The organism is Alicyclobacillus hesperidum (assembly GCF_900107035.1).
Taxonomy (GTDB): Bacteria; Bacillota; Bacilli; order Alicyclobacillales; family Alicyclobacillaceae; genus Alicyclobacillus; species Alicyclobacillus hesperidum.
In genome coordinates, this window is the sequence record NZ_FNOJ01000019.1 from 24,803 (window position 1) to 49,202 (window position 24,400).

Here is a 24,400-nt window from a genome sequence, read left to right on the forward strand (position 1 = left end):
TACCTTCGTATGGTTATCCTGGCTTGCAAACGGTAATCATATGAATAATGGTTGGTGAAATCGCACAACCAACACCGCGATGAGACTACATTCATCAATTTATGTCCCTCTCTTCATCCTGTACTGGGTGGTGTGTGCGTTCGCAGACGAACAGCGTCAAAAGGCGCGCGGTGCGCGTCAAGAACCTAGTGTCTGGAAAACGTTTGCTGTTTTCTCTGGAGCCATTCTACAACTTGGCGGTAGCATTGTCGGGTTTGGCATCCTCGGACACTACATCGGCGCACAGACCCATCACGTCTGGCTGACGATTCTCGGGGTCATTGTCGGTGTCGTCGTCGGTGCTTCGGGGCTTGCGTTCCTCGCCAAACAGATTCTAGGAGACAGGCCATGAATGTAGAACGGTTGAACAAACGCCTGCGCGCCATTACCGTCTCTTGGTTGGTGTTTATGGGCCTGACTGCAGTATGTTTGGGTGTTCTAGGTGGGTTGCGGACCATCTTCAGCGGACTCCTGCTTGGAGAGTTCGGCGGTCTGTTTGTCGTGCTCAGCATGATTCGCCAGGGACATCACAACGACAACATGCAAGGGCCGGCTCTGTTTGCGTCAGGGATGCTGGGGATGTTCTCGCGCCTCGTGCTGATCGTCCTCATCATGATCATTTCCCTGAAATTTAAAACGCTGTTCAATCCGTACACTGCGCTCGTTGGGTATGTGCTGGGGTTCGCCTTCGTATTTGCCGGATTGTACAGTTATGCCAGGAACCCGAGTGACCAATCCACAGAAAAGTAGGTGAGACAGTGCCGGTATTCCCAACGCTATTCGCGGGGACGATTTGGCAGACCAATGTCACGGTGATCGCCACCATTATTCTGACGGGGCTGATTATTTTCGTCGTGTTGCGTGTGGGCCTGGCTCGCATGGACATGCGGCGGCCGCGCGGCTTGCAGAATCTGATTGAATGGGCGGCTGAGTTTGCGACCAACATGGCGCGCGAGACGATGCCAACCGAACAATCGGTCAACTTCATTCTGCCCCTGGCGTTTGTCATGCTGCTCTTCTTGTTCGTCGCGAACTGGCTCGGGCTCATTATGAGCATCACGGTGCACTTCAATCCGCATATCTCCGTGTGGGGATTGACTCCGTCAGATCTCGCTGGTTCCAAAGGCGATATCGAATTGTTTGACTCGCCGACATCGAACATGAGCATGGCACTCGCTTTGGCGATTATGGTCTGGGTCATCAGCCATGCGCGCGGCTTGCGCCATCCGAAACAGTGGCTGCGCCATTTCTACTCCCCATCGCCGCTGGCGGTGATTGAAGAAATCACGAATCCGTTGACGCACGGCATGCGACTTTACGGCAACATCTTTGCCGGTGAAGCGCTACTTGGCATCATGTTGCGCGCGCCATTCGCGTTACACTGGATTCCGTGGCAGTTGCCGCTGATCGTGTTGTGGTTGTTCTACAGTGGGTTTGTCGCAACGATTCAAGCGTATGTGTTCTCCATCCTGATGTGTCTGTACGTCGGCAACAAATCGTTCGAAGGCCACGCTCACCATTGACGACCGCCGTTTACCCGCGGCGGTTCGGACATGCATACCCGTATGTGAGAGAGTATTGTCGCGCAAACCGCGATGTTACCTGCACAATGTGCGCAGTGTTGGCGCAATTCATACCATACACAGCGACTAAGGAGGATATCTTGACATGCAATTGGATTTGGTAAAAGCGATTTACGACATTGCCGTCGCACTTTTGTTGGGCTTGGCGGCTGTTGGTTCCGGCGTTGGCGACGGTCTTGTCATGAGCAAATATGTCGAAGGCGTTGCCCGCCAGCCGGAAGCACGTGGTTCTATCTTTGCAAGCGCCCTGCTCGGCGTCGCGTTGGTTGAGGCATTCCCGGTCATCGCGTTGGCGTTCGGTATCATCATTCTCTTCACCAAGGGTGCGTTCTAAGTTCGCCGTAGGAGCGATTCCACGGCGTGGCTGGGCCCTGGCGAAGCGCGAATCCATAGCAGAAGGGAGTGTCGTCGCACATGGGTGGCGTCTTTCAGGTCGGGACGTTTATCTTTTCCATTATTTCGTTCCTGATTGTGTTCTTCTTCATCCAGCGGTTTGCGTTTAGACCGTTGGCGAAAATGTTAGAGCAGCGCAGACAACACGTTGAATCGCAGATTACCGAAGCGGAGAAGAGCCGCGAAGAAGCGGCCAGCCTGTTGGCAGAGCAACGTCGGTTGCTCGACGAGGCCCGCAAGGAAGCCAAGAACCTGCTTGATGCGGCGCGCGTGCGCGCAGATGAGCAGGCGAGAGAGATTTTGTTGAAGGCGGAAGAAGAAGCCTCTCGCATTCTGGAGGAGAATCGCCAAGCTATCGTTCGCGAGCGCGACGAAGCTTTGGCAGCCGTCACACAGCGCGTTGCAGAGTTGTCTGTCGAGCTGACGGCGAAACTGTTGCATAGCCACGTGTCGCCAGAACTGCATCGCGAAATGGTGGCCGAGGCAGAAAAGCGGTTGGGTGAACTCGTATGCTGAGCGGCGCGGTAGTCAATCGCTACGCGCGCGGGTTGCTCGCATTTGCACAGGAGCATGGCGCCATTGACGACATCGACGCGCAACTTGTGCAAATCGCGGAGGCCATCCGCGTCTCGAAGCCATTCAGACAGTTGTTGTCCAACCCGATTCTTCCGACAGATGTGAAGCTATCGACGATAGAACGAATTGTGACCGGGTCGTTGCGCGACGATGTGCGTCGATTTTTAGCGATTTTGCTCAAGCGAGGGCGCGGCGCATACGTCGGCTCCATCGCGTCGCGCTACCGCGAACTGGTCGATGAATTGCACGGTCGGCTCGCAATCGATATCGAGACGGCACAGCCGTTGACGGAGGCGGAGGAACAGGCGATTGTGACGCGTTTGTCGCAGGCGTATGGCAAGCAAATTGTGCCGCGCGTCCGCGAGAACGCCGAATTGATTGCGGGTTACCGGATTCAGGTGGGCAATCGCGTGCTCGACGCAACGACGCAAAGCGCCCTCCGCCAGTTTCGCGAGCGCCTGCTGAACGGTGCAGTCCGTAAGGAGGGAACACGTTGAGTATTCGTCCGGATGAGATCAGCTCCTTGATCAAACAACAGATAGAGCAGTTTGATGCGCAGGTGCAAGTCAGCGAGACTGGCACGGTGCTGTCCGTCGGCGACGGAATTGCGCGCCTGTACGGGCTAGACAACGTCATGTCCGGGGAACTGGTGCAGTTTGCAAGCGGCGCCTACGGCATGGCTTTAAACCTCGAAGAAGATAACGTCGGCGTCGTCGTCCTCGGCTCCGTGGTCGGCATCCAGGAAGGCGAGCAGGTGAAGCGCACGGGCCGATTGGTGCAGGTCCCCGTCGGCGACGCTCTGCTTGGCCGCGTCGTCAATGCGTTGGGCGAGCCCATCGACAACAAGGGCCCCATCGAGACGACGATGTACCGCCCGGTCGAATCGCCGGCACCTGGCGTCATCGTTCGTAAGTCGGTGCATGAGCCACTTGAGACGGGCATTAAAGCCATCGACTCGATGGTGCCGATTGGCCGCGGTCAGCGCGAGCTTATCATCGGCGACCGCCAGACGGGTAAGACGGCGATTGCCCTGGACACCATCATCAACCAAAAAGGCAAAGACGTGAAATGTATCTATGTCGCCATCGGCCAGAAGCAGTCGACGATTGCACAGGTCGTCGAGACGCTGCGCCGCCATGGCGCCCTGGAGTACACCACCATCGTGGCCGCGAGCGCGTCGGAACCGGCTCCACTGTTGTTCCTGGCGCCGTACGCAGGCTGTGCGATGGCTGAGTATTACCTCTATAACGGCCAGCACGCGCTCGTCATTTACGACGACTTGTCGAAACAAGCGGCGGCTTACCGCGAAATGTCGCTGTTGCTCCGCCGTCCGCCCGGCCGCGAAGCGTACCCTGGCGACGTGTTCTATTTGCACTCTCGCTTGCTTGAGCGCGCGGCGAAGTTGAACGAGGAAAACGGCGGCGGATCGCTCACGGCTCTGCCGTTTATCGAGACGCAGGCTGGCGACATTTCAGCCTACATTCCAACCAACGTGATTTCCATCACGGACGGTCAGATCTTCCTCGAAGCCGATCTCTTCTTCGCAGGCGTGCGCCCGGCTGTCAACGTCGGTAGCTCGGTGTCTCGCGTCGGTTCGTCGGCACAGACGAAGGCGATGAAGAAGGTCGCCGGTACACTGAAGCTGGATCTCGCTCAGTACCGCGAGTTGCAGGCGTTCACGCAGTTTGGTAGCGACTTGGACAAGGCGACGCAGGACACGTTGCGCCGCGGCGAGCGGATGACCGAGCTGTTGAAGCAACCGCAGTACCATCCGCTGACGTTTGACCGCCAGGTGGCGTCGCTGTGGACGGGTGTTAACGGCTATTTGGATGATATTCCGGTCGAAGCGGTGCTCAAGTTCGAGCGCGAATGGCTGGCGTTCTTGGATCGCGAATACCCACAGGTGTTTGCACAAATGCAAGAGCGCAAGTCCCTCGAAGACGATACGGTGGCACTCTTAAAAGAGGCAATTGGCAAGTTTAAGGCGACGTTTGTCGCTTGACGGATAGAACGGTGACGTTGTCGGCGCGGCCCGCATATTTCGGGCCGCGCGGCGCGAGTGCACGATACGGGGTCGGCGACGACCTCCCAAGGTGGTGAATTCGGACAATGCCACAAAATATGCGCGACATCAAGCGCCGCATCAAAAGCGTGCGCAACACGTCGCAGATCACGAAGGCGATGGAGATGGTGGCGGCAGCGAAACTGCGCCGCGTCCAAGATGCTGTTCAGCAGTCGAAGCCGTATTTGGCGAAGATGCAAGACATGCTCGCCAACCTTTCGCAATCGGCGCGCCACGTCAAGCATCCATTGCTTGCGTCTCGCCCTGTGAAACGCACGGGTTATCTGGTCATTACCGCGGATCGCGGGTTGGCTGGACCGTACAACGCACAGGTCGTGCGTGCGGCGATGCAAGAGTTCGGCAAAAAGGACAAGGCGTCGTTCGCCATTTATGCGGTCGGCAAACGCGGCCGTGACTACTTCCGCCGCCGCGGCTTCCCTGTCGCCGCCGATGTGGTCGATCTCGCGGACTCCCCGACATATCACTCCATCCGCCATCTCGCAGAGGCGGTTGTCAGCGCGTACGAGCGCGCGGAGTTCGACGAGTTGTACTTCATTTACAACGAATTTATCAACGCGGCGTCGCAGCGCCCCATCGTGAAAAAGGTGCTGCCGCTTGACAGCCTCGCGGACGAGGCGAAAGGCCCGCGTCGGATATATGAGTTTGAACCGGATGAAGAAGCGGTGTTGGCCGCTCTGTTGCCGCGTTATGCGGAAACGCTCGTCTACCAGGCTGTGCTGGACGCCAAGGCGTCGGAACACGCAGCGCGCATGACGGCGATGGGCAACGCGACCGACAACGCGAAGGAACTCATCTCGGACCTGACGCTCTCGCTCAACCGGGCGCGGCAGGCAGCCATTACGACACAGATTGCGGAAATCGTCGGCGGCGCGGAGGCATTGCGCTAATGCCCGCCCTGCGGCGATGTGCGTAAGGAGGGAACTTCGTGAGCAAAGGACATGTAGTGCAAATCACCGGTCCGGTCGTTGACGTCCGCTTTCCGGACGGGCAACTGCCGGCCATCAACAATGCCTTGCGCATCGATTACGAGGGCGAGGTGTCAATCCACCTGACGCTGGAAGTGGCGGTGCACCTGGGTGACAATGTCGTCCGCGCCATCGCGATGTCGTCCACCGACGGCCTTGTGCGCGGCGTCGAAGTCGTCGATACCGGCGCGCCCATCAGCATGCCGGTTGGCGCTGGCACCTTGGGTCGTATCTTCAACGTGCTTGGCGAAACCATCGACGAGCAGGGGCCTGTCGAAACGCCGGCACACTGGCCGATTCACCGCTCGGCGCCGTCTTTCTCTGAGTTGACGACGAAGACGGAGATTTTCGAAACGGGCATCAAGGTCGTCGATTTGCTCGCACCGTACGTCAAAGGCGGTAAGGTCGGTCTGTTTGGCGGTGCAGGTGTCGGCAAGACGGTCTTGATTCAGGAGCTCATTCACAACATCGCGAAGGAACACGGTGGGTATTCCGTGTTCGCCGGCGTCGGTGAACGCACGCGCGAAGGTAACGATCTCTATCATGAAATGAAGGACTCCGGCGTCCTCGACAAGACGAGCATGGTGTTCGGTCAGATGAACGAGCCGCCTGGTGCGCGTATGCGCGTGGCCTTGTCGGGTCTGACGCTCGCGGAATACTTCCGCGACGTCGAAGAGCGCGACGTGTTGTTCTTCATCGACAACATCTTCCGTTTCACACAGGCGGGTGCCGAAGTGTCCGCGTTGCTCGGCCGTATGCCGTCTGCCGTCGGTTACCAACCGACGTTGGCCACGGAAATGGGTCAATTACAGGAGCGTATTGCTTCAACTGTCAAAGGTTCCATCACGTCGATTCAGGCGGTTTACGTGCCCGCCGACGACTACACCGACCCGGCTCCGGCAAACACGTTTGCGCACTTGGACGCGACGACGAACCTGGACCGCCGCATCGCCGACATGGGTCTGTACCCGGCTGTCGATCCGCTGGCGTCCACATCGCGCGCCCTGCAACCGGACATCGTCGGGCAGGAGCACTATGAAGTTGCCCGCGGCGTACAAGCGGTGTTGCAGCGCTATCGCGAATTGCAGGACATCATCGCCATCTTGGGCATGGACGAGTTGACGGACGAGGATCGCCTCATCGTTGCGCGTGCGCGTAAGATTCAGAACTTCTTGTCGCAGCCGTTCTTCGTCGGCGAGGTGTTCACGGGCATCCCGGGCAAGTACGTGACGGTGCAGGACACCGTTCGCTCGTTCCGCGAGATCCTCGAAGGCAAGCACGACGACATTCCTGAGACGTACTTCCGCTATTGCGGCGCGATCGAAGATGTCATCGAGAAGGCGAAGAAGGACGGCTACGCGTCGTAAGATGGCGACGTCTCGGAGAGGTAGGTGAGCGGGATGATAACCGTACCGTTGGAGATTGTGACGCCCGAACGCATGGTGCTGGCGATGGATGTGCGCATGGTGACCTTGCAGGGTGGTTACGGTGAGCTCGGCATCCTGCCGCGCCATATGGCGCTCGCAACCGCGGTCAAGCCTTGCCTTGTGCGCATCAAGCTCGAGGACGGGCGCGAGGATGTCGTGCCGGTCAGCGGCGGCTTTGTCGAGGTGTTGCCGGACAAAATCACGCTGCTCGCCGATACGGCGGAACTGCCAGCGGATATCGATCCGGCGCGCGCCCAATTGGCGAAGGAGCGCGCGGAAAAGCGCCTTGCGCAAAGTGGCGAAGGCGCGGAGGCGGAGCGCGCACGCGCTGCCTTGGTACGCGCCAACCTGCGTCTGGAAGCCATCGCTGAACACCATCGTTTAAATGGATTTTTGACGGCGACACCAGCGCGTGCCTAAGATGTGGTAGGATTGAGATAGAGACAAGGCCGTCTCTCGCAGAATCGACATAGATACTGCGTTGGGGCGGCCTGTTCTATTCACGCTGCAGATGGAAAGGGGAGCCTTCCCTTTGAACACGACGATGCCAGGGACCGCGCACGTCAATGTGACGCTCGCGGCGGATGGGATGCTTGTGTTGTTGCTGTTTTTCATCGGCGTGATTGGCGTCTGGTGGGCGCTTGGCAGTCTGAAGTGGGAGAACATTGTACGGCAGCCCCTCAGTGGGCAGGCACAGTTGCTTCGCTTTTTTCTGGCCTTGGTTGGCGGCATTCTCACTGTGTTGGTCGCGGTGTTGCTCCTTGGCTCCATTCAACTCCTCAACGGCAGTTTGTGACGATTTGCGTAAGACGGACGACTTTCCGAAACCATCTACGAAACCTATCAAAGTTCGTGTTTCGATGTTTAGACTGACGTGATTCCGTCCAGACTGGGAACAGACGAAAGGCGCGGTATGGCGCCCAATCTTCTCCCGGACTGGATGGAGGTTATCCACGTGGCACAAACTAAGGAACAGCGGAGAGCGCGACTCGTAAAGCGGCGGATTAAACGCCGGCTGAAACAGGCGATGTGGGCAGGAATCTGCGTGATTGTCGGTGCTGCGGTGGTACATCACCCGGCGGCGCCGAATGTCGAGGCGGCCACCACTTCGGCTGCGACGGCGGCCCCGTTACAAAACGAGACCGATGGTGCGGCGCAGTACGCGTTTCTCGATGCGGCCTTGGCGGCAACGAATGCAAAAGCCACAGGATATGGTATACACGATTGGACCACGCTCAACAATGAGTTCCTACCTGTAACACAACTGGCGTCTATTGGTGGTCAGTTGGTGCAGGAGTTTGGTCTGACGAACGCGAACATAACTTCTCGGCAATTGAGCAATGAATCGTTCTGGCAAGTGGACGGACAATGGCCTAATGCAACACGTGTGCAACTGGTACTGACGAGTCTGCCTGGCGTGAATGGCAACGGCGTGGATTCGGCGCCACAGACGGTGCTGACCATCACGGCGTTGGGATCCAACTTGACGCAGACGGTGTTTTCGTCGCAATATGACCAAGTGGAGCACATGGTGGCAACGGTGGATGGGACGCCGCAGATGAGCGCATACATATCGGGCTTCTATTCGCAGGAAGTCGATGAGGCGGATGCGGATAGGATGGCGATGGCGGGGCTTGCGGCTGTCGGAGCGAATACGGTGGAAGGGCTGCGCACGCCGCTGGAGACGAGCATCTCTGGCTATAGCGCGAAGGCGCCTGTCTACATTTTGACGGGTGACAACCGGCGCATGAACGTGCAGGTGGCGATTCATCAGGATTCGTTCCGCCACGGAACCGACGTCTATGTCGGATCGCCCATCATCACCACCGCGTACTAATACGACACGTCCACGTAACGCTTCGTGACGAGGATGTCGAAGAGAGCCTTTGCGGAGGTTACGGCATGGCAAAAATAGTGATTCAAGGCGGGTGCCCGCTTGAGGGCACGGTTCGCGTCAGTGGGGCGAAGAATGCGGTATTGCCGATTTTGGCCGCCAGCCTGCTCGCGGAGCATGGCGTGAGCCAAATCGAGGAAGTCCCGCACCTGCTCGACGTCGAAAACATGGCCAATACGGTGGCCGCGCTTGGCGCCAAAATCGACTGGAAGGGAACGACGGTCCGCGTCGATGCGCGCAGCCTGTATAGCGTGACGCCCCCGGCGGAGCTCGTCCGCCGCATGCGGGCGTCGTTCGTCGTCGCCGGGCCGCTTTTGGCGCGCTTTGGCGAGGCGATGATTGCGTTGCCGGGCGGCTGTAACATTGGACCGCGCCCGGTCGATTTGCACATTAAAGGGCTTGAGGCTTTAGGTGCGACGAGCGTCGTGGAGAACGGGTTTGTCCATTTGCGGGCGCCCCGCGGCGGCCTGCATGGTGCGCGCATTTATCTCGACGTACCGAGTGTCGGCGCGACGCAGAACATCATGATGGCGGCGACGTTGGCAAAAGGTCAAACCATCATCGAGAATGCAGCCAAGGAACCCGAGAATGTCGATCTCGCCAATTATTTGAACGCGATGGGCGCACGCGTTCGCGGTGCCGGTACGGATATCATTCGGATTGACGGCGTGGATACGCTGAGTGGGGCGACGCATGCGGTGATTCCGGATCGGATTGAGGCGGGGACATTCCTCGTTGCCGCCGCGCTGATTGGGCGTGGCGTGTATGTCGAAAACGCGCTGTCTCACCATTTGATGTCGCTCATTGCGAAGTTGGAAGAGGCGGGAGCGACCATCGAAGATCGAGTGGACGGCATCAAGGTTTGGCCATGTCCAAGCGGGCGCATGCGGCCGTTGGACGTCAAAACGCACTATTACCCGTCTTATCCGACGGATATGCAGGCGCAAATCGTCGCGGCGCTGACGGTGGCGCAGGGCACGAGCATGGTCACCGAGACGGTCTTCGAGAACCGCTTTATGCATGTCGCCGAGTTGCAGCGCATGGGCGCCAACATTCATATCGAAGGGCGCACGGCGGTCATTGACGGCGTGGCACGCCTGTCTGGGGCGCGTGTCACCGCGACAGATCTGCGTGCGGGTGCGGCCCTGGTCATCGCCGGCCTGATTGCGGAAGGCGAGACGGAGGTTCATGGGTTGCATCACTTGGACCGCGGCTATGATAATCTCGTCGCGAAGTTTAAGCGGCTCGGTGCGGCCATCGAGCGCTTTGAGGACATCGGGCAATCGGCAAAATCGGTCGGCTGAACCGCGTTTCTTCAAGCGGATGGCTGGACAACGGTATATCGTCGACGCTCTTGGCGACTCTGCCAAGGGCGTTTTTTCTGTATGAAGTCGCGATTTTTTCGTTGACGTGGCATATTGGGCGGCTGTTTGGCATATCTCTTGGCAACAGGTTGTCCGCTGTGCGGCACACACAAAGCCTTGTCGCAATCCGTACGCAGAGAGGAGACCCAGCCCATGCCCCAGCCCACGCCGCATCATCCGTCGCGAGCCAACGGCCCCTTGCAATTTGCCGTGCGCGTCACGCTCGCGTTTATCGCGATGATTCTTTTGCCCATCGGGATCGCCAAACTGTTTCAACGCAGCCCAATGCCCAACATCGGGGCCTGGATCCAAAGTCCAGACGCTACTATCGATATTCGCGTCTATGATCCGTCGCTTAATCAAGTTTCTACCCTCCCGCTCAACTCGTATATTTTAGAAGTGATGAGCGCCGAGTGTTCGCCGGATGCACCGTTGGCAAGCCTGGAGGCGGCCGCTGTGGCGACGCGCACCTACGCGGAGCGGGCCATCGCAAATCCAGCCGCACTCGCCCGTAAGCACGGGGCGGAACTGACCGACGATCCGGCGCTGGATCTGCCTGTGGCCACGGAAGACGAGTTGGAATCGGCCATCGGGACGAGCCGAGCCTTGGCGTTCATCACGCGCATCCAAACCGCTATTGAAATGACGGGCGGGCGCATCTTGACGTTCAATCAGCAGCCTATTCTCGCCTTTATGTGCGCCATCTCGACGGGGCGTACGCGCACGGGGCTGGCAGCCCTCGGTCAAGACATACCTTATTTGCAGGCTGTCGCTTGCCCCGACGATGAGGAAAGCCCCAGCGATACGGCAACCAACACGTTTTCCATCGCGGCGCTCAACCAAGCCCTAGGCACCCATATCACCACCACAGCTTCGCTACAGGTGCAACGAGGGGCAGATGGCTTTGTCACCGCCGTGCGGATCGGCGACAAGACGCTGTCCGGTCAGACGTTCGCCAATCTACTCCAACTCCCATCGAGCGACTTTGTCTGGCATCTAACACCGCAGAGTGTGACCATCACGACCTATGGGCGTGGAAACGATCTCGGGATGAGCCTGCATGAAGCTTCGTTGCTCGCGGCCAAAGGGTGGACGTGGCAAGCGATTCTTGCGCACTTTTACCCTGGCGCCAAGCTCTCGCAAACCGCTATCGGTTCGAGTCTGCTGTCTGGAAGTAATAGGTAAGTAAATCTAGCCAAATTTTTTGTCCCTAGGTATAGACTCTAGTTTTCGTGGCGAGACTCACTACTGAGGTGAGCGCCACATGGATGATAAACAACATCCAAATCAAGAAAATCAGAAGCCGGACGCACCAAACGGGCGCCCGAGCAATGCGAAGCGATGGATGTCCAAGCGTTGGTTGTACCCAGCCATTTATCTCGGTGCCGCAGCTGTCATCATTGGCCTGATGTATGCAAAAAGCCAGTCTGGCAGCACGCAAACATCTGTCCAACCGACCGAGACCAACACCACGTCACAAACGACTACCCAGACGACATCGGCAGGTTTGGAACCCTGGCTGTGGCCGTATCAGGAAGGCACCGACGCCGCGGTGACGATGGGCTTCTATCCGATTCACGGCACGGCAACACAGCAGGAAAACGCACTCGTGGACTACGACAACACGTACTATCCGCACAAGGGTATTGATATTCAAGCCAAAGGCGGACAGACCTTCACCGTCGTCGCTGCGCAAAAAGGAACCGTAGAGTCTGTATCCAATCAGCCCTTGTATGGCTATGAAGTCGTCGTCAACTCTCCAGATGGTTACACAGAGACGTACCAATCGCTCGGATCGGTCGATGTGAAGCAAGGTCAGAGCATCGAGGCGGGAGACACCATCGGCACTACGTCGACCAATGTGTTTGAGCAAAGCCAAGGCAATCACTTGTATTTCCAAGTTAATCTCAATGGTTCGCCTATCGATCCTGAGACGGTATTGCCGAAGCAATAATGGCAATTCGGGCCGTGCCAGCGGACCTTCCGCCCGTTCCATTCGGGCGGTTTTTTCTTGTTTTCACGCGGATTTTAGCGATCGCGCCGGTTCGTCACAACTCGTCTCTAGCCTCTCTATTTCCCGGAAATTCGACCTCGTTTGCCTCACCTAGGTTATTTCCCAGGAAGTATTGTGTCGAATATACACAGACAATTCGAAATGGCCAGGCCTCCTGCGCATACGGTGTACACCCCCTCATATACATGTAACAGACCAACTGACCTGCAGTGGGGAGGCGAGGGGAGTGCATGATTACATCAAGGAGCGTACTCTTAAGATTGGAGAGTACATTGTCGAGACGCGCAATACGGTGCGTACCATCGCGCGCGAGTTTGGGGTCTCGAAGAGTACCGTGCATAAGGATCTGACTGAACGCCTGCCGGAAATCAACCCTGATTTGGCGAACCGTGTCAAAGAGATTCTCGAGTACCATAAATCCATTCGCCATTTGCGCGGTGGCGAGGCGACGAAAATGAAGTATCATAGGGAAGAGGAAGCGCAGGCGGGGTCGAAAAACTTCGAAACGCGCAGAGGAGTTTCAAGCGGGCTGTAGAACTACATCCTTGCATTCCCACTCTATATGTTCGAGGATACGAACGTCTTTCCCTCAATCATGCACGCTCTAATCTTAGGAGGACTCGCCGCAAATGTTTTCTAGGGATGTTGGTGTCGACTTGGGAACCGCGAACGTGCTCGTGCACGTCAAAGGACAAGGGATTGTACTCGATGAACCTTCCGTCGTTGCGATAGATCAGGTGACGAAGCAAGTGGTTGCGGTCGGCGAAGAGGCTCGTCGCATGCTGGGGCGCACGCCGGGCAACATTGTGGCCATTCGGCCGTTGCGCGAAGGGGTGATCGCAGACTTTGAAATCACCGAGATCATGCTTCGCCACTTTTTGAATAAAACGGTAGGCAAAAGCATGTTTGGCCGACCGCGCGTCATGATCTGCGTACCGGCTGGTATAACGTCGGTCGAGCAGAAGGCCGTGCGCGAAGCGGCTGAAGCGGTTGGCATTCGGCAAGTGGATCTCATTGAAGAGCCCAAGGCTGCCGCCATCGGAGCTGGACTGAACATTTTTGAACCGAGCGGCAGCATGGTGGTCGATATCGGCGGCGGTACGACCGATATCGCGGTCTTGTCGCTCGGCGACGTCGTTACATCGACGTCGCTGCGCATTGCCGGGGACAAGCTGGACGAGGCCATCGTCAAGCATATTCGCCGCGAATACAACTTAATGATTGGTGAACGTACGGCAGAAGAATTGAAGAAAGAGTTGGCGACGGTCTATCCGGGCGGGCGCACCAACAGCACCGACGTGCGTGGCCGGGATATGGTGACGGGACTGCCGAAGACCATCACGGTGCACGCGGAGGAACTGCGCGAGGCATTGCAGGAACCGGTCATCGCCATCGTACAGGCCACCAAGTCTGTGCTGGAACAGACGCCGCCGGAACTCGCTGCGGATATTTTCGATAAAGGTGTCATGTTGACCGGAGGCGGGGCGTTGGTCGACGGACTGGACAAGCTCATGAAGGATGAATTGCAGGTGCCGGTGCATATTGCGGAAAATCCGATGCATTGTGTCGTGATTGGCACAGGGCGAGTGCTGGAAAGTCCGGAATGGAACAGGTATCGCGATAAGGGGCGCAAACGGGCGCGCCGTTGAGCCTGCGCGCAGCCCGAAGGGCTCCCGAATGAGGAGGTTTTGGCATGATTCCGGGACTTACAACAGCGTCGGCCGGGATGGATGTGGACGAGCGGTTGGAGCAGCTTCTTTCTAATAACTTAGCCAACCAAGAGACACCTGGCTTCAAGGAGTCGCTCGGTGAATTCATCGAAGACCCCGTGCAGAACATGGAACACGTGAGCTACGGTTCTGGAGCCAGTGGCACCTACATTGGGCAGATGGGCACGGGTGTCGTCTTTCAGGAAGGCGTCCCGGTATTCTCCGAAGGTGCGGTGCAGTCGACAGGCCGTGCGCTTGATCTCGCGATTATCGACTCGTTGCCCGCGGGGCCGATGGCGTATGTGGTAGGAGCCAGCGGTGCGCAACCGACATCGGGGCCGGTGAGCGTCGGCCCGAACAATCGCCTGTCGGTCAATGGCCAGCCGCTTGCGGTTTACGATGCGAATGGCCAACAGGTGACAGGCCTCTACGCTGTGCGCAACTCCAAGTATCAGGGCAATGAACTGGTCGGAACAGACGGATCTCCCGATTATGACGCGGGTGGCAACCCGTCGTACGTGATCGCAAACGCACAGGGGCAAGTGGTGTACACCCCTGGTGCACTGACGACTGATCCATACTCGATTCGGGTCGGTACGACGGACAACATGGGTTACCACTCCTTTTTCCCGGTCAACTACACGGATGCCAACGGCAACAAGGGCATTGCGGTCACGCGCGATGGCGCTTTGCAACTGGATGCCAATAACAACCTTGTCGATGCTGCAGGTCATACCATCATGCCGATTGGCGCGAATGGTCAGCCCATTGTGGGCGGGCGCATCGAAATCAATCCTGCGTATCAAGGGACGCAGTTGTTTGGTGCAAACGGACAAGCCCTCGTCGACACAAGTGGTCAGCCATCGTATCGCGTCTACAATGCGAATAACCAGATTGTGCCGGGGGCGCACCTAGGGCTGGTCAATGCGGATGTGACCCACGTGTCTCCGCTTGGCGAAGGTGAGTTGATGGTCGGCAATGGCTACAGCACGGCGGGTGTGCTTCCGCTGTTACAAACGGGGACAGGCCACCTGCAAGCGGGTGCCCTCGAACAGTCCAATGTCGATCCGACGACGACCATGACGCAAATGTTGAATGCGGTGAATCTCTATCAGGCCAATCAGCGGGTGGTGCAGACGGTTGATTCACTGCTCAATACGGCGGTCAATGACATCGGCAAGGTGAATGGTGCGTAATGCCGGACGGACTCACCGACGACGTTGATGGAACCGGGGCCTTCATCGGTTTGGACGGATGCATGGTAGAGGCACAACGAGGGAGCGAGAGATGATGGGGCAGACCTTGTACAACGGACTCAGCGGGCTGACCGCGGCGAATCAGTGGCTTGACCGAATTGGCGACAACCTCGCCAATCTCGAAACGCCTGGCTTTGCGCAGGATCAGGGAACCTTCGCTGACGCATTGACCATGCAGGTCTATGGCAATCAGACGGGGCCCATTGACGCCAACCGCGTGACGCCGCCAGGGTGGCGCGGTGGGACGGGCGTGATAGCCGAGAGCGAGGGCCGGGATTTTACCAATATGAACGAAACGACGGGCAACCCGATGGATGTGGCCATCAATGGTCCTGGCTTTTTTGTCGTGCAAGGCCCGCAGGGCAAGCTGTATACGCGAGCTGGCGATTTCATTTGGAGCAAGCGACCGGACGGCACATTCCAACTGGCCACGCAAGCGGGCGATCCGGTGCTGTCCACGACCGGACAGCCGATTATCAAGCCTGCGAATGCGACGTCGTTCTCGGTTGCCGCAAACGGTCAAATCTCCTATGGGACGCAGGTAGGGCCGCGTATCGCCTTGGTTGAGATTGGGGAACCGTCGGCGCATTTGATTCCGGAAGGTGACAATCTCTATCAGCTTGCCGCTGGCGGGCAGGCGAAGCCAGCGGTTCAATCGCAGTTGGTGCAAGGCGCATTGCTGACGAGCAACGTCAACGAGTCACAACAGATGGCCAACATGATTGAGGCGCAAAATCTCTACCAGGAAAACGCGGAGAGTGTATCCATAGCCAATCAAATGTTGACTATTGCGGATACCATCCGCCAAAACGGCGGTTGATCGGGAGGTGAGTCGGGAGGCTCCTGCCATCCGGCTCGCCTTTGTCCTTCTAGCAGCCATTGTTATAATGGGGATGCTGGCCAGGTGCTGGCAGACGGCCAATTGCGGCCCGAGGGGAGGGGAGAACGCGTGAATTTGCCAAACTTGCTCACCTTGCTTCGCATGGTCCTTATTCCTTGTTATGTCTGGTCCTTCTATGCCACTCCAAGTCCTCATAAGATTGTCGCGCTCTGTGTCCTCCTGTTTGCCGGTTTGACCGATGTCCTCGACGGGTACATCGCCCGCACATACAAGCTGGAAACGTACACGGGTCAATTGCTCGATCCGCTTGCGGACAAGTTGATGATGGTGGCAGTCCTGTTCACTTTGATCGCGTCTGGCCGCGTGCCATGGCTTGTGGCAGGCTTGCTTGTGCTGCGCGATGTGCTGATGATTCTTGGCGCTGCCTATTTCTACTTTCGGGGTAAACGCGCGGTGCCGAAGGCGAACGCCTGGGGCAAGGTTACGACCTGTTTTTATTACATCGCCATTTGTTCATCCATCTTGGCGTGGCCAACGCTGCAAAGCGGCGAGATCGTCTTATGGTTCACGGTTGCGCTGTCCTATGTCACCACGATTCGCTATGTGCTTGGTATGGAAATCATCGCGGTGCGCCGCCGCGTCTATTGATGGAGGTCGATGAATTGGAACTGTCATTGCCGTTGTATGTCGAGGAGATTCAAAAGATCCTGCCGCACCGTTATCCGTTTTTGTTGGTCGATCGCGTTACGGAGATCGATGGCGGCAAGGTGAAGGGGTACAAACTGGTCACGGTCAATGAGCCGCACTTCACGGGGCATTTTCCGGAGTATGCCATCATGCCGGGGGTGCTCATTGTCGAAGCCATGGCTCAACTTGGGGGCGTGGCTATCCTGTCGCAGCCTACATTTGCAGGCAAGCGCCCATTGCTGTCGGGTATCGATGGCGCGCGTTTTCGCGGTCAAGTGCGACCTGGGGACAAGTTGGACATGGAAGTGGAGATTGACCGCCTAAAGGGTCGCATTGGCCGTGGCATTGGCAAGGCGTATGTCGATGGCACATTGGTTGCTGAGGCGACGATTTTGTTTGCCTTGGTTGACGCCGAGTGAAGCAAGTGTATGTGTGGGCAGCCTGCGCGTCCTGAAGAGGACGGTGCAGGCTGTTTTGCTTGCCCATTCAGATTGGTTGCAACGTGCGTTGTCAGAGGATATCGCTTGCTGTTAAGCCTGCCTTTGTGGCAGCGCGGCGCATTTTGCCAATTGCACGGCGTTGCCACGTCTTTGCCGTGTCATAACTGACTCCGTGCACCTTTGCAAGTTCGTCAAGCGGTTGACCCTTGCGCGCCGCCTCCAACCACATGCGCTCGCGAGCGGAGAGCGCTGCGCATGCCGCCAAGCGTTCCACGGCATCCTGCAGGAGGTACTTGTCGACCGCTTGGTCGGATGCAGCTTTCCCTTGCCCTGCGGCATACACATGGATGAGTGTAGCGCCGATCTCGCTTTCATCGCCATCTTGGGTGGTAGGCCGTGCAAATGCCTGCCGCTCAGCCGCCGTCCAGAGCCGGCGCATGGCGGTGCGCACGTCACCGTGTACGCGCGCCTTTGCGTAGGCCGGAAACGGCCCCGTCTCGGGTTGATAGGTCGCAATGGCGCGCAACAGTGCAACACACGCCTCTTGATAGGCTTCCTCATAGCCTGCCACATGTTGATACGTGCGCGCCACACGCCGCAAAAGGGGTGCAAACGCAAGAAATACATCCTGTCGCTCCCGTTCGCCACACGGACGCTGTGCCATGCGCACGGTATTCGTCAAATCCATCTCCAGCCAGTCCACACAAGCCTCATTTCTCCAGGCCGGCCTGGTTGCGATTGCATGCAGGACAAGTGTAGCGGGGCTGGCGACGTCCTGCAGGTGACGACCGCTAGCGCAGACTTCGCGGCAACACGCGTCAGGGCACGGATGGGATGGCACGCTGCATGGACGTGGAGCGAGTTTGCAGGAAGTCTCCTATTGTAATAATTCAAATACAAAGAATAAATTGACAATATTGGACAAGATGCGATAGACTTTGTGGGTAGTAAGGATTGCCAACGTTGTTAGTGTTGCGCGACCTTGGGAAAGGGATGTCATATGGGAGAGGAGATTGTCGTGTGAGGACGAATGTTGACCACGCCACCGCGCACCCCGTTGCCGACGCGACGGTGTTTGGGCGGGACGACGCGCCAGGCATCGCACAACTGGCGGAAGATTTGTTGGCCTTTATTCCTGTTTACTACAATGGTAACCGCACTCTGGTGGTGACATCCCAAGGTATATTCTATCTACCTTGGCGCTGTCAGTGGGTGAAGACGAATGTTTTGCAACATTTCGCGATTTCACAGCGCGATCTGCGCCGGGCCTGCGAACAGGATTTGAATCTGTCTCTGTTCACGCCTCTTGTCATCACGAGCGCGAAAGTGGTGTATGCACCCATGAAGGTGCGTGAGCCCATCAGCCGCAACGATGGCGCTCACGGTTATTTTCGGATTGACGCGATTCGTTCCGCTGATTCCATCTCGCCAAGCGCCACGCGGCTCGGCATTGGCGACATCGCCAGCATCGACATTTTGATGCCGCGGCCGAAGGTGCTGACACGCGTGCACGAAGCGAGATCGTCCCTGATTTTGCAGGAAGCGCGCAATGTGCCATACCCGAGTCTGTGAGTGGGACGTTACGAGGGCGGATCCACCCATACGTCGTGGACAATTTCGCCGTTTGGCGTAAGGCCCATGTATGCAGCGGGATGCATGTCACATCGCGCTTGGCCGCTGGTCCAATCGGCAAACTGCTGCGCGACTTGTTCGGCATCCCCTTCGGGCACGATGACGTGAAATGTGACGGCATCGGCGAACGTGGGTTCTCGCATGGCGATCTCGGCCTGCGCGAGTTGGTATTCCAGCTTGCCGTAGTGGCTGTAGTCACAGGTAACCACGATTTTCACCATCGGCTGGCAGTGCAGTTTAGGCGCGTCTGTGAGCGCTGCCGCCGCCGCTTCGGTATAGGCGCGGACAAGCCCGTTCGCGCCAAGCAAAATTCCTCCGAAGTAGCGGGTGACGACCACCAAGACGTTGTCGATGCCCTGCCGACGCATCACTTCCAGCACTGGACGGCCGGCGGTGCCGGACGGCTCGCCGTCGTCCGAGAAGCGTTCGTATGGCACGCCGACACCGATGCGATACGCATATACATGGTGGCGCGCGGTTGGGTGCGCCTCACGAACCGTCGCAATGGCCGTTTCCGCGTCAGTCACGGACCGGATGGGAAACGCGTCGGCGATAAAGCGCGATTTCTTTTCGATGATTTCGGCCGTGTACCTGGCCGCGAGTGTCATATATTCCATTTGGGCAACGCCCTCCGCCTTCGAATGTAGCAGGAATTCAAGTGTGGATCAAAAAAGTTGATTGATGATGAAACGAAAGCAGGGTGAGCGCCGTCTAATACGGTGGATGTGGGGGGGCGGTGCAAACTTGAATATCTGCTGGTTCTAGCGAAATGCATCGGAAAATTTTTAACGGCACCCACAAATATCAGTTGCCTAGCGAATACATTAGCAGGGTTTCAAATGGCGCGCCAAACTTTGACGATCGCTGGAAAATTTGCTGATGGCGCTACAACTCCTACCACATACTTTACTTGTGCGGGAAGAAAGCGTATAATGCGGCACTGAGGCCTTGTCTTGGGATACATAATCTTCTAAGCGTGTGCTTCAGGCATGAGGTTAATTCAATATTCTTTCGATGTTTTTTTGGTAACATCGGAAGCTGATGGATTAGGTATAAGAGATAGACGCGGGTGCTCATGCACTGAAGGGAGGGATGTCTTCCTGTGGGTCGGAATTGTCGAGTTTGGTAGATCTATGGATGCCTAACACATGGAACGAAATCTTGTGGTGGGGTCTATGGGTCTTCGGTAGTCGACATGGGCGCGCAGGGACAGTGACGATGGCCAGTGGAAGGTGACCTTCGTCACCAATCTTCAGTACTCATCTCACTTGTTGGACATGGGAGGAGAATTTAACTTGAAACGTGCACTGACAGGTTTCGCTGCGGCAGCGGTTGTTTTGGGCATGGCTTCACCGCTTGCATTTGCAGATACGTCCTCGAGCACTGCTTTGACCTCGGTTGGTCAGGTAGCTTTCAGCTTCAACGGTTCTACGGTCTCGAATCCGTACATCATGGACGGCCAAGACTCTGGCAACACAACGGCTTTTGCTCCTATCTATTACTTTGATCAGCTGCTTGCAAAAGCGGGCATCACGGCTACCTGGAATGGCGCTACCCACACGTGGGCATTGACCGACTCCAGCTTAGATGCAGCAACGGTTGCCGCGAACATCGCTGGTGGCGTGGGCACGGGTAACACGACGATCACCCTCAATGGTACGGTGATTAAGAAGATTAACACGCAAGTCGCGAAGGATCCGGCTGGCGGAGCCAAAGCGCAGGCAACCACGTACTTCCCGGTATATTATGTTCAAACGTTGTTTGCTGCTATTGGTATCAATACTTCGTGGAACGGTGCGACAGGCTTGTCCGTAAGCTCGTCTGCTGCAACGGCGAAGCTTGCTAACTTGGTATTCTCGGGCGCCTCAATGGGGTCTGGCACACAGTCGTCTCCTGCAGTTGGCGTTAACGGGACGCCTGTTACGGCATCGACCACATTGACGGATGCGAACGGTAATCCGGTTGCGGGTATCAACGTTACCTTCGATATTGTTGGCAGCAGTCTGCCTGTTGTTACGTCCAACGGCGTAGCCCAAACGGTTAGTGGCTCTGGTACAGCTATGAGCCCATACACTGTTTCGGTTGCTACAAATGCAGCTGGTATTGCTTCTATCACGATTTCGTCCTCAAATGCTGTATCTTACACGGTTCAGGCTGTAGCTCCGTATAGCCAGAATGGTATTAGCGTGACGTCGAACACGGGTTACGTTGAGTTCGGCCAACCCGGTAATTTGTTGCTGACGCCCGTAGGCTCAGTCAGCGAGGCTTTCTCTACATCAAGTAACAGTGCAGGGTTGGTTCCCGTTACGGCTACTGTCATTCCAACAGCTTCTGGCGTTTCGGTGGCGAACATTCCTGTTCAATTTAGCGTAACTGGTTCGAACGCGTACCTTGCGACGTCGTCGGGTTCTTACCTTCAACCTTTAGGCGATCAAACCGTCTATACGAACGCGAACGGGCAGGCTACGATTTATGTGAATGCTACTCAGCAAGCGAATGTTACTGTGTCTGCCTCTGCGACTGTGAACGGCGTTCAAGAGACCTCGGCTACGACCAATATTAATTGGCAGGCTTCCGGTACGCCGGCTAGCATCTCTAACACCCCGACGGGAACAATTGCTGCTGCAACGGGCACCAACGTGACCATCAGTGGGACAGTAGAGGATTCGCTTGGTAACCCAGTACCAAATGCACAAATTTTAGTTAGTGGCTATGACAAGGGCAATGGTGACCTTGACTACGTAGCAGGTGGTACGTCAACGGCGTTCCCGAATGTGGGTAACGGAAGTCTTAGCGGCGCAGATGCAGCTTCGGCGTTCGGTGATCTGATTACCACGGATGCGAATGGGAATTTCTCTTTGACGGTTTCGGACAGCAGTGCAGAGACGGGTAACCTTTACGTCTATGCGGTGCAAAATGGTCAACTGGGCAGCCAGATTGGTCAGTACACGATAAACTTTACAAGCACTACGAGTGGTCTCAGCGCATCTTATGTTGATACAACCGCAAGCGGCCTGGGCACGACTTCTGCAAATGACGAGTACACGAAGTTGACTGGCCTCAACTACCAAGAGGGCGGTTCTACGACACAGGCTCCGATTTACGTGGGTGCGTTCTCTGGTTCGACACCGTTTACCTCTGGAGTGGTGCAGTATACCGTCACGTCGAATAACAAGGGTTATGTCGCTGCGGTTGACGGTGTGGCTCTGAACGGCACCAATGCGCTTCCTAATGATCCATCTAGCGCAATAATTGACGTGACATATTCTGCCGGGGCGGTTTCGAATGTCACCGTTGATGGTACGTCAATCACGAAGTTGACGGGTTATTCGGCTCCTACTGCAGGTACGTTCACCTTCGTGCCTGGCGATAACAACGTTGAAAATGACACGTTCACCGTTACGACTGGCAGCTTAAGCGATACGGTGGGTGCAAACTTCGTTGCAGGTGCTCCATCCGAAATCAGTAATGCAGGGTCGTTCACTGTGAGCCCAGGTCAAAGTCAAACGATCTCGTTTACAGTTGAAGATTCGAACGGCAATCCCGTTCCATACGGTGCTGTGTCACTCGCGTCGGATCTCAATACGAATAATCTGTGGATTACTGCTGTGAACGGCCAGCAACTGGCACAAACCGTCTATAGCGGTGGCACCAGCTATGGGACTCAGCCGACGCCAATTCCGCTCTTTACCTTCAGCCCTGCGAACAGTGGTAGCCTTGAGTCAAGCATCTACTTGAGTGGTGCTGTGTCCGCGACTGGCGTTGGAACAAACTCGCAAAATGTCACCGTTTATGCGAACCAGTCGGGTCAAGTATCTATTACGTTTACCGCAGGCGGCAACGGTTACTGGGATGCTACATCCTCGAACCCGGGTGTGGTTGGATCTCCGATTGCAAGCTCAGGCTCTGTGGCATACTTCTCATACGGAAGCAATGGCACCATCAATGTTAGCAGCACAGCGCCGGCAAGTGACGGCATTGGATCTCTCACCTATTGATTTAACGTTCATTAGGCACCGGACGTCCTTGTCCGGTGCTTTTTCATTTTGATGGGTCAGTGTTTGTGAAATACTTGCGTGCAGGCAAATGGCAAAGCACTTCGCAAGCTCATAAAACGAAAGGCTTGCTGCTGCTAGCTAGCGGGTTACTGGCATAATGTGTTTATCGAGTCGGAGGATATTTAGGTATTGCGGATATTTGATTGATGATAGATGTGAAATCGGAACGGAAAGGGTTTGCGCCGCAGGGCAAGGCTGAACAACAGTGAGAAAGCACAAGTCGCGAAACGCGACTCATAGATGCATTACAATGGATTATCTTATTCGAAATAAATGCACTGGGTTAGCTAGCGATGGTGCGACAGGCGTGACTGTTGCAATTTGAGGGAGAATAAAGGGCGGTGTGGTGTGCTTTTGCGAAGAATACTTGTATCGCTTGTGCGAATCAATGGGTCAAGTTCGGACTTCGGACCAGGTCACCAATTGCTCAAATGATTCTATAAGGTCTACATTGATCGGCGCAATGAGTAATCGTAATCGAGATTTTAAAGCGAGGAAAAAGAGAGGAAGCCAGTGGAATAGCCTCCTCATTTGTTGGATTCAAGTTGCTTTTCTTCTTGTTTCAGCACAGCATAGTCTGGATTCGAGGTGCTGACCTTCTGCAGACCCTCAGCAATCACGGACTTTGCTTCCGAAGTATTGCCAACCTGCGCTTCTGCAACGGCCAACTGGTACCATCCAAAGGCGTAGCTAGGGTCAGCGGTGGTTGCTTTTTGGTAGAAAGGAATCGCGCTTTTTGGGTCGTTCTTCATTTCTCGATACACGTTTCCGAAGGCTGTGAGGTAAACCGCGGACTTTGGCTGTAATGCAATCGCCTTTTTATAGTACGTAATCGCCTCTGACGAGTTTCCGTTCATAAACGCACTTTGCGCCGCATTCACTTGTGCCTGAACATTGTTGGGCTCCTTCAAGGCCGTGGCAATTGCCTTCTTCAAATTCGCTTCACCAGCCAACGTTGCAGATCCCTGAATCAGGGAGTTGTTGTGCTTAACAATCACCGTGCTATTACTTGTAGATTTTCCGTGAGCAGCACTTGAATTGCTGGTGCTTGCCGTATTGGAAGTGGTGTTGGTCTGCCCGCAGCCTGCAAGTGCTAATGTACCCAATATGGTTGACGTTAACGCAAGCGTAGCAAGTCTATTCATAAAATACCCTCCTAATAGTGACGCGAGACGAAGTGACTTGTCCCACGATGAACAACTATGAAGTTCGAGACTCATGATTCGTGACGTTCAGGTATGACTATGGGTGATTATTTCATGAACCTGTCCTTCGTTCAAGAGTCAAAACAGGAAGGGTATGTAAAATAAAGCATGAAAGCGTATTGATGAGATACTTTTATGGCTATCACGCAAACCGAGCAATACACAATGTTCTTGCTATAAATGGTTCAAGATTAACTCGGTAAAATTTCAAGCTCAATTCAATCTTACAAGAGT

26 protein-coding genes are annotated in these 24,400 nt (G+C 56.1%); 23 read left to right on the forward strand and 3 right to left on the reverse strand.

Translation table 11 applies throughout. The features are described 5' to 3' along the window. Positions 1 to 130 precede the first annotated feature (130 nt). The 21 genes from BLU70_RS12165 to fabZ all read left to right on the forward strand — a co-directional run bounded on the left by BLU70_RS12165 (position 131) and on the right by fabZ (position 17,250). On the forward strand, positions 131 to 391 hold the full coding sequence (locus BLU70_RS12165) for a hypothetical protein (RefSeq protein WP_237716379.1): 261 nt from the start codon (positions 131 to 133) through the stop codon (positions 389 to 391). After that, positions 388 to 789, forward strand: a complete 402-nt coding sequence (locus BLU70_RS12170; protein ID WP_040288645.1) for a hypothetical protein — start codon at positions 388 to 390, stop codon at positions 787 to 789. Before BLU70_RS12165 ends, BLU70_RS12170 begins: the two co-directional genes overlap by 4 nt. An 8-nt stretch (positions 790 to 797) precedes the next feature. Next, on the forward strand, positions 798 to 1,562 hold the full coding sequence (gene atpB, locus BLU70_RS12175) for a F0F1 ATP synthase subunit A (RefSeq protein WP_074693634.1): 765 nt from the start codon (positions 798 to 800) through the stop codon (positions 1,560 to 1,562). A 145-nt stretch (positions 1,563 to 1,707) separates the two neighbouring features. Continuing rightward, positions 1,708 to 1,956 carry an ATP synthase F0 subunit C gene (atpE, locus tag BLU70_RS12180; RefSeq protein ID WP_006445901.1) on the forward strand — a complete coding sequence of 83 codons (249 nt, stop codon included), beginning with the start codon at positions 1,708 to 1,710 and terminating at the stop codon, positions 1,954 to 1,956. A gap of 80 nt (positions 1,957 to 2,036) precedes the next feature. After that, a complete protein-coding gene (gene atpF, locus BLU70_RS12185) occupies positions 2,037 to 2,531 on the forward strand; it encodes a F0F1 ATP synthase subunit B (protein WP_040288643.1) in 495 nt (164 codons plus the stop codon). Continuing rightward, positions 2,525 to 3,088, forward strand: coding sequence for an ATP synthase F1 subunit delta (atpH, locus tag BLU70_RS12190; RefSeq protein ID WP_006445899.1), 564 nt, complete (start codon positions 2,525 to 2,527; stop codon positions 3,086 to 3,088). Before atpF ends, atpH begins: the two co-directional genes overlap by 7 nt. Beyond that, positions 3,085 to 4,593, forward strand: a complete 1,509-nt coding sequence (gene atpA, locus BLU70_RS12195; protein ID WP_040288642.1) for a F0F1 ATP synthase subunit alpha — start codon at positions 3,085 to 3,087, stop codon at positions 4,591 to 4,593. Before atpH ends, atpA begins: the two co-directional genes overlap by 4 nt. 107 nt (positions 4,594 to 4,700) lie before the next feature. Next, positions 4,701 to 5,561, forward strand: coding sequence for an ATP synthase F1 subunit gamma (gene atpG / locus BLU70_RS12200; RefSeq protein WP_006445897.1), 861 nt, complete (start codon positions 4,701 to 4,703; stop codon positions 5,559 to 5,561). 38 nt (positions 5,562 to 5,599) lie between these two features. Then, the gene (gene atpD, locus BLU70_RS12205; RefSeq protein ID WP_040288641.1) at positions 5,600 to 7,006 is read left to right on the forward strand and encodes a F0F1 ATP synthase subunit beta; all 1,407 of its coding nucleotides are present in this window, start codon (positions 5,600 to 5,602) and stop codon (positions 7,004 to 7,006) included. A 33-nt stretch (positions 7,007 to 7,039) separates the two neighbouring features. Next, positions 7,040 to 7,486, forward strand: a complete 447-nt coding sequence (gene atpC / locus BLU70_RS12210) for an ATP synthase F1 subunit epsilon (protein ID WP_074693635.1) — start codon at positions 7,040 to 7,042, stop codon at positions 7,484 to 7,486. 112 nt (positions 7,487 to 7,598) lie between these two features. Then, positions 7,599 to 7,862 (forward strand): DUF1146 family protein, encoded by a 264-nt coding sequence (locus BLU70_RS12215; protein ID WP_083341290.1) that lies wholly within the window; start codon positions 7,599 to 7,601, stop codon positions 7,860 to 7,862. A 159-nt stretch (positions 7,863 to 8,021) separates the two neighbouring features. Next, complete coding sequence (locus tag BLU70_RS12220; protein WP_074693636.1) at positions 8,022 to 8,903, forward strand: YwmB family TATA-box binding protein; 882 nt, start codon at positions 8,022 to 8,024, stop codon at positions 8,901 to 8,903. Positions 8,904 to 8,968: 65 nt separating this feature from the next. Beyond that, positions 8,969 to 10,264 (forward strand): UDP-N-acetylglucosamine 1-carboxyvinyltransferase, encoded by a 1,296-nt coding sequence (gene murA / locus BLU70_RS12225; protein ID WP_058094353.1) that lies wholly within the window; start codon positions 8,969 to 8,971, stop codon positions 10,262 to 10,264. Positions 10,265 to 10,477: 213 nt separating this feature from the next. Then, the gene (locus tag BLU70_RS12230) at positions 10,478 to 11,509 is read left to right on the forward strand and encodes a SpoIID/LytB domain-containing protein (RefSeq protein WP_244885201.1); all 1,032 of its coding nucleotides are present in this window, start codon (positions 10,478 to 10,480) and stop codon (positions 11,507 to 11,509) included. A gap of 79 nt (positions 11,510 to 11,588) precedes the next feature. After that, positions 11,589 to 12,278 (forward strand): M23 family metallopeptidase, encoded by a 690-nt coding sequence (locus tag BLU70_RS12235; RefSeq protein ID WP_074693637.1) that lies wholly within the window; start codon positions 11,589 to 11,591, stop codon positions 12,276 to 12,278. Between the two features lie 286 nt (positions 12,279 to 12,564). Continuing rightward, positions 12,565 to 12,873: a sporulation transcriptional regulator SpoIIID gene (spoIIID, locus tag BLU70_RS12240; RefSeq protein WP_006445889.1), complete on the forward strand. Its 309-nt coding sequence runs from the start codon at positions 12,565 to 12,567 to the stop codon at positions 12,871 to 12,873. A 94-nt stretch (positions 12,874 to 12,967) separates the two neighbouring features. Continuing rightward, positions 12,968 to 13,987 carry a rod shape-determining protein gene (gene mreB / locus BLU70_RS12245; RefSeq protein ID WP_040288635.1) on the forward strand — a complete coding sequence of 340 codons (1,020 nt, stop codon included), beginning with the start codon at positions 12,968 to 12,970 and terminating at the stop codon, positions 13,985 to 13,987. A gap of 44 nt (positions 13,988 to 14,031) precedes the next feature. Beyond that, positions 14,032 to 15,243: a flagellar basal body rod C-terminal domain-containing protein gene (locus BLU70_RS12250; RefSeq protein WP_074693638.1), complete on the forward strand. Its 1,212-nt coding sequence runs from the start codon at positions 14,032 to 14,034 to the stop codon at positions 15,241 to 15,243. 94 nt (positions 15,244 to 15,337) lie between these two features. Next, positions 15,338 to 16,123, forward strand: coding sequence for a flagellar hook-basal body protein (locus BLU70_RS12255; RefSeq protein WP_074693650.1), 786 nt, complete (start codon positions 15,338 to 15,340; stop codon positions 16,121 to 16,123). A 129-nt stretch (positions 16,124 to 16,252) separates the two neighbouring features. Continuing rightward, a complete protein-coding gene (gene pgsA, locus BLU70_RS12260; RefSeq protein ID WP_040288631.1) occupies positions 16,253 to 16,792 on the forward strand; it encodes a CDP-diacylglycerol--glycerol-3-phosphate 3-phosphatidyltransferase in 540 nt (179 codons plus the stop codon). Positions 16,793 to 16,806: 14 nt separating this feature from the next. Then, complete coding sequence (fabZ, locus tag BLU70_RS12265; protein WP_083341291.1) at positions 16,807 to 17,250, forward strand: 3-hydroxyacyl-ACP dehydratase FabZ; 444 nt, start codon at positions 16,807 to 16,809, stop codon at positions 17,248 to 17,250. 91 nt (positions 17,251 to 17,341) lie between these two features. Here the strand turns inward: fabZ and BLU70_RS12270 are convergent, their stop codons facing one another. Further along, complete coding sequence (locus BLU70_RS12270; RefSeq protein ID WP_083341292.1) at positions 17,342 to 17,974, reverse strand: sigma-70 family RNA polymerase sigma factor; 633 nt, start codon at positions 17,972 to 17,974, stop codon at positions 17,342 to 17,344. A gap of 317 nt (positions 17,975 to 18,291) precedes the next feature. On the opposite strand from BLU70_RS12270, the gene BLU70_RS12275 reads away from it, so the two are divergent. Next, positions 18,292 to 18,843: a hypothetical protein gene (locus BLU70_RS12275; protein WP_244885202.1), complete on the forward strand. Its 552-nt coding sequence runs from the start codon at positions 18,292 to 18,294 to the stop codon at positions 18,841 to 18,843. 8 nt (positions 18,844 to 18,851) lie between these two features. Here BLU70_RS12275 and BLU70_RS12280 read toward each other — a convergent pair whose 3' ends face one another. Next, complete coding sequence (locus BLU70_RS12280; RefSeq protein WP_244885203.1) at positions 18,852 to 19,520, reverse strand: YigZ family protein; 669 nt, start codon at positions 19,518 to 19,520, stop codon at positions 18,852 to 18,854. A gap of 678 nt (positions 19,521 to 20,198) precedes the next feature. Between BLU70_RS12280 and BLU70_RS12285 the strand changes: the two genes are divergently transcribed. Next, on the forward strand, positions 20,199 to 22,901 hold the full coding sequence (locus BLU70_RS12285; RefSeq protein ID WP_074693640.1) for a beta strand repeat-containing protein: 2,703 nt from the start codon (positions 20,199 to 20,201) through the stop codon (positions 22,899 to 22,901). Between the two features lie 587 nt (positions 22,902 to 23,488). Here the strand turns inward: BLU70_RS12285 and BLU70_RS12290 are convergent. Next, entirely contained in the window at positions 23,489 to 24,106 is a 618-nt protein-coding gene (locus BLU70_RS12290) for a tetratricopeptide repeat protein (protein WP_074693641.1), read from the reverse strand. Positions 24,107 to 24,400: the final 294 nt, after the last annotated feature.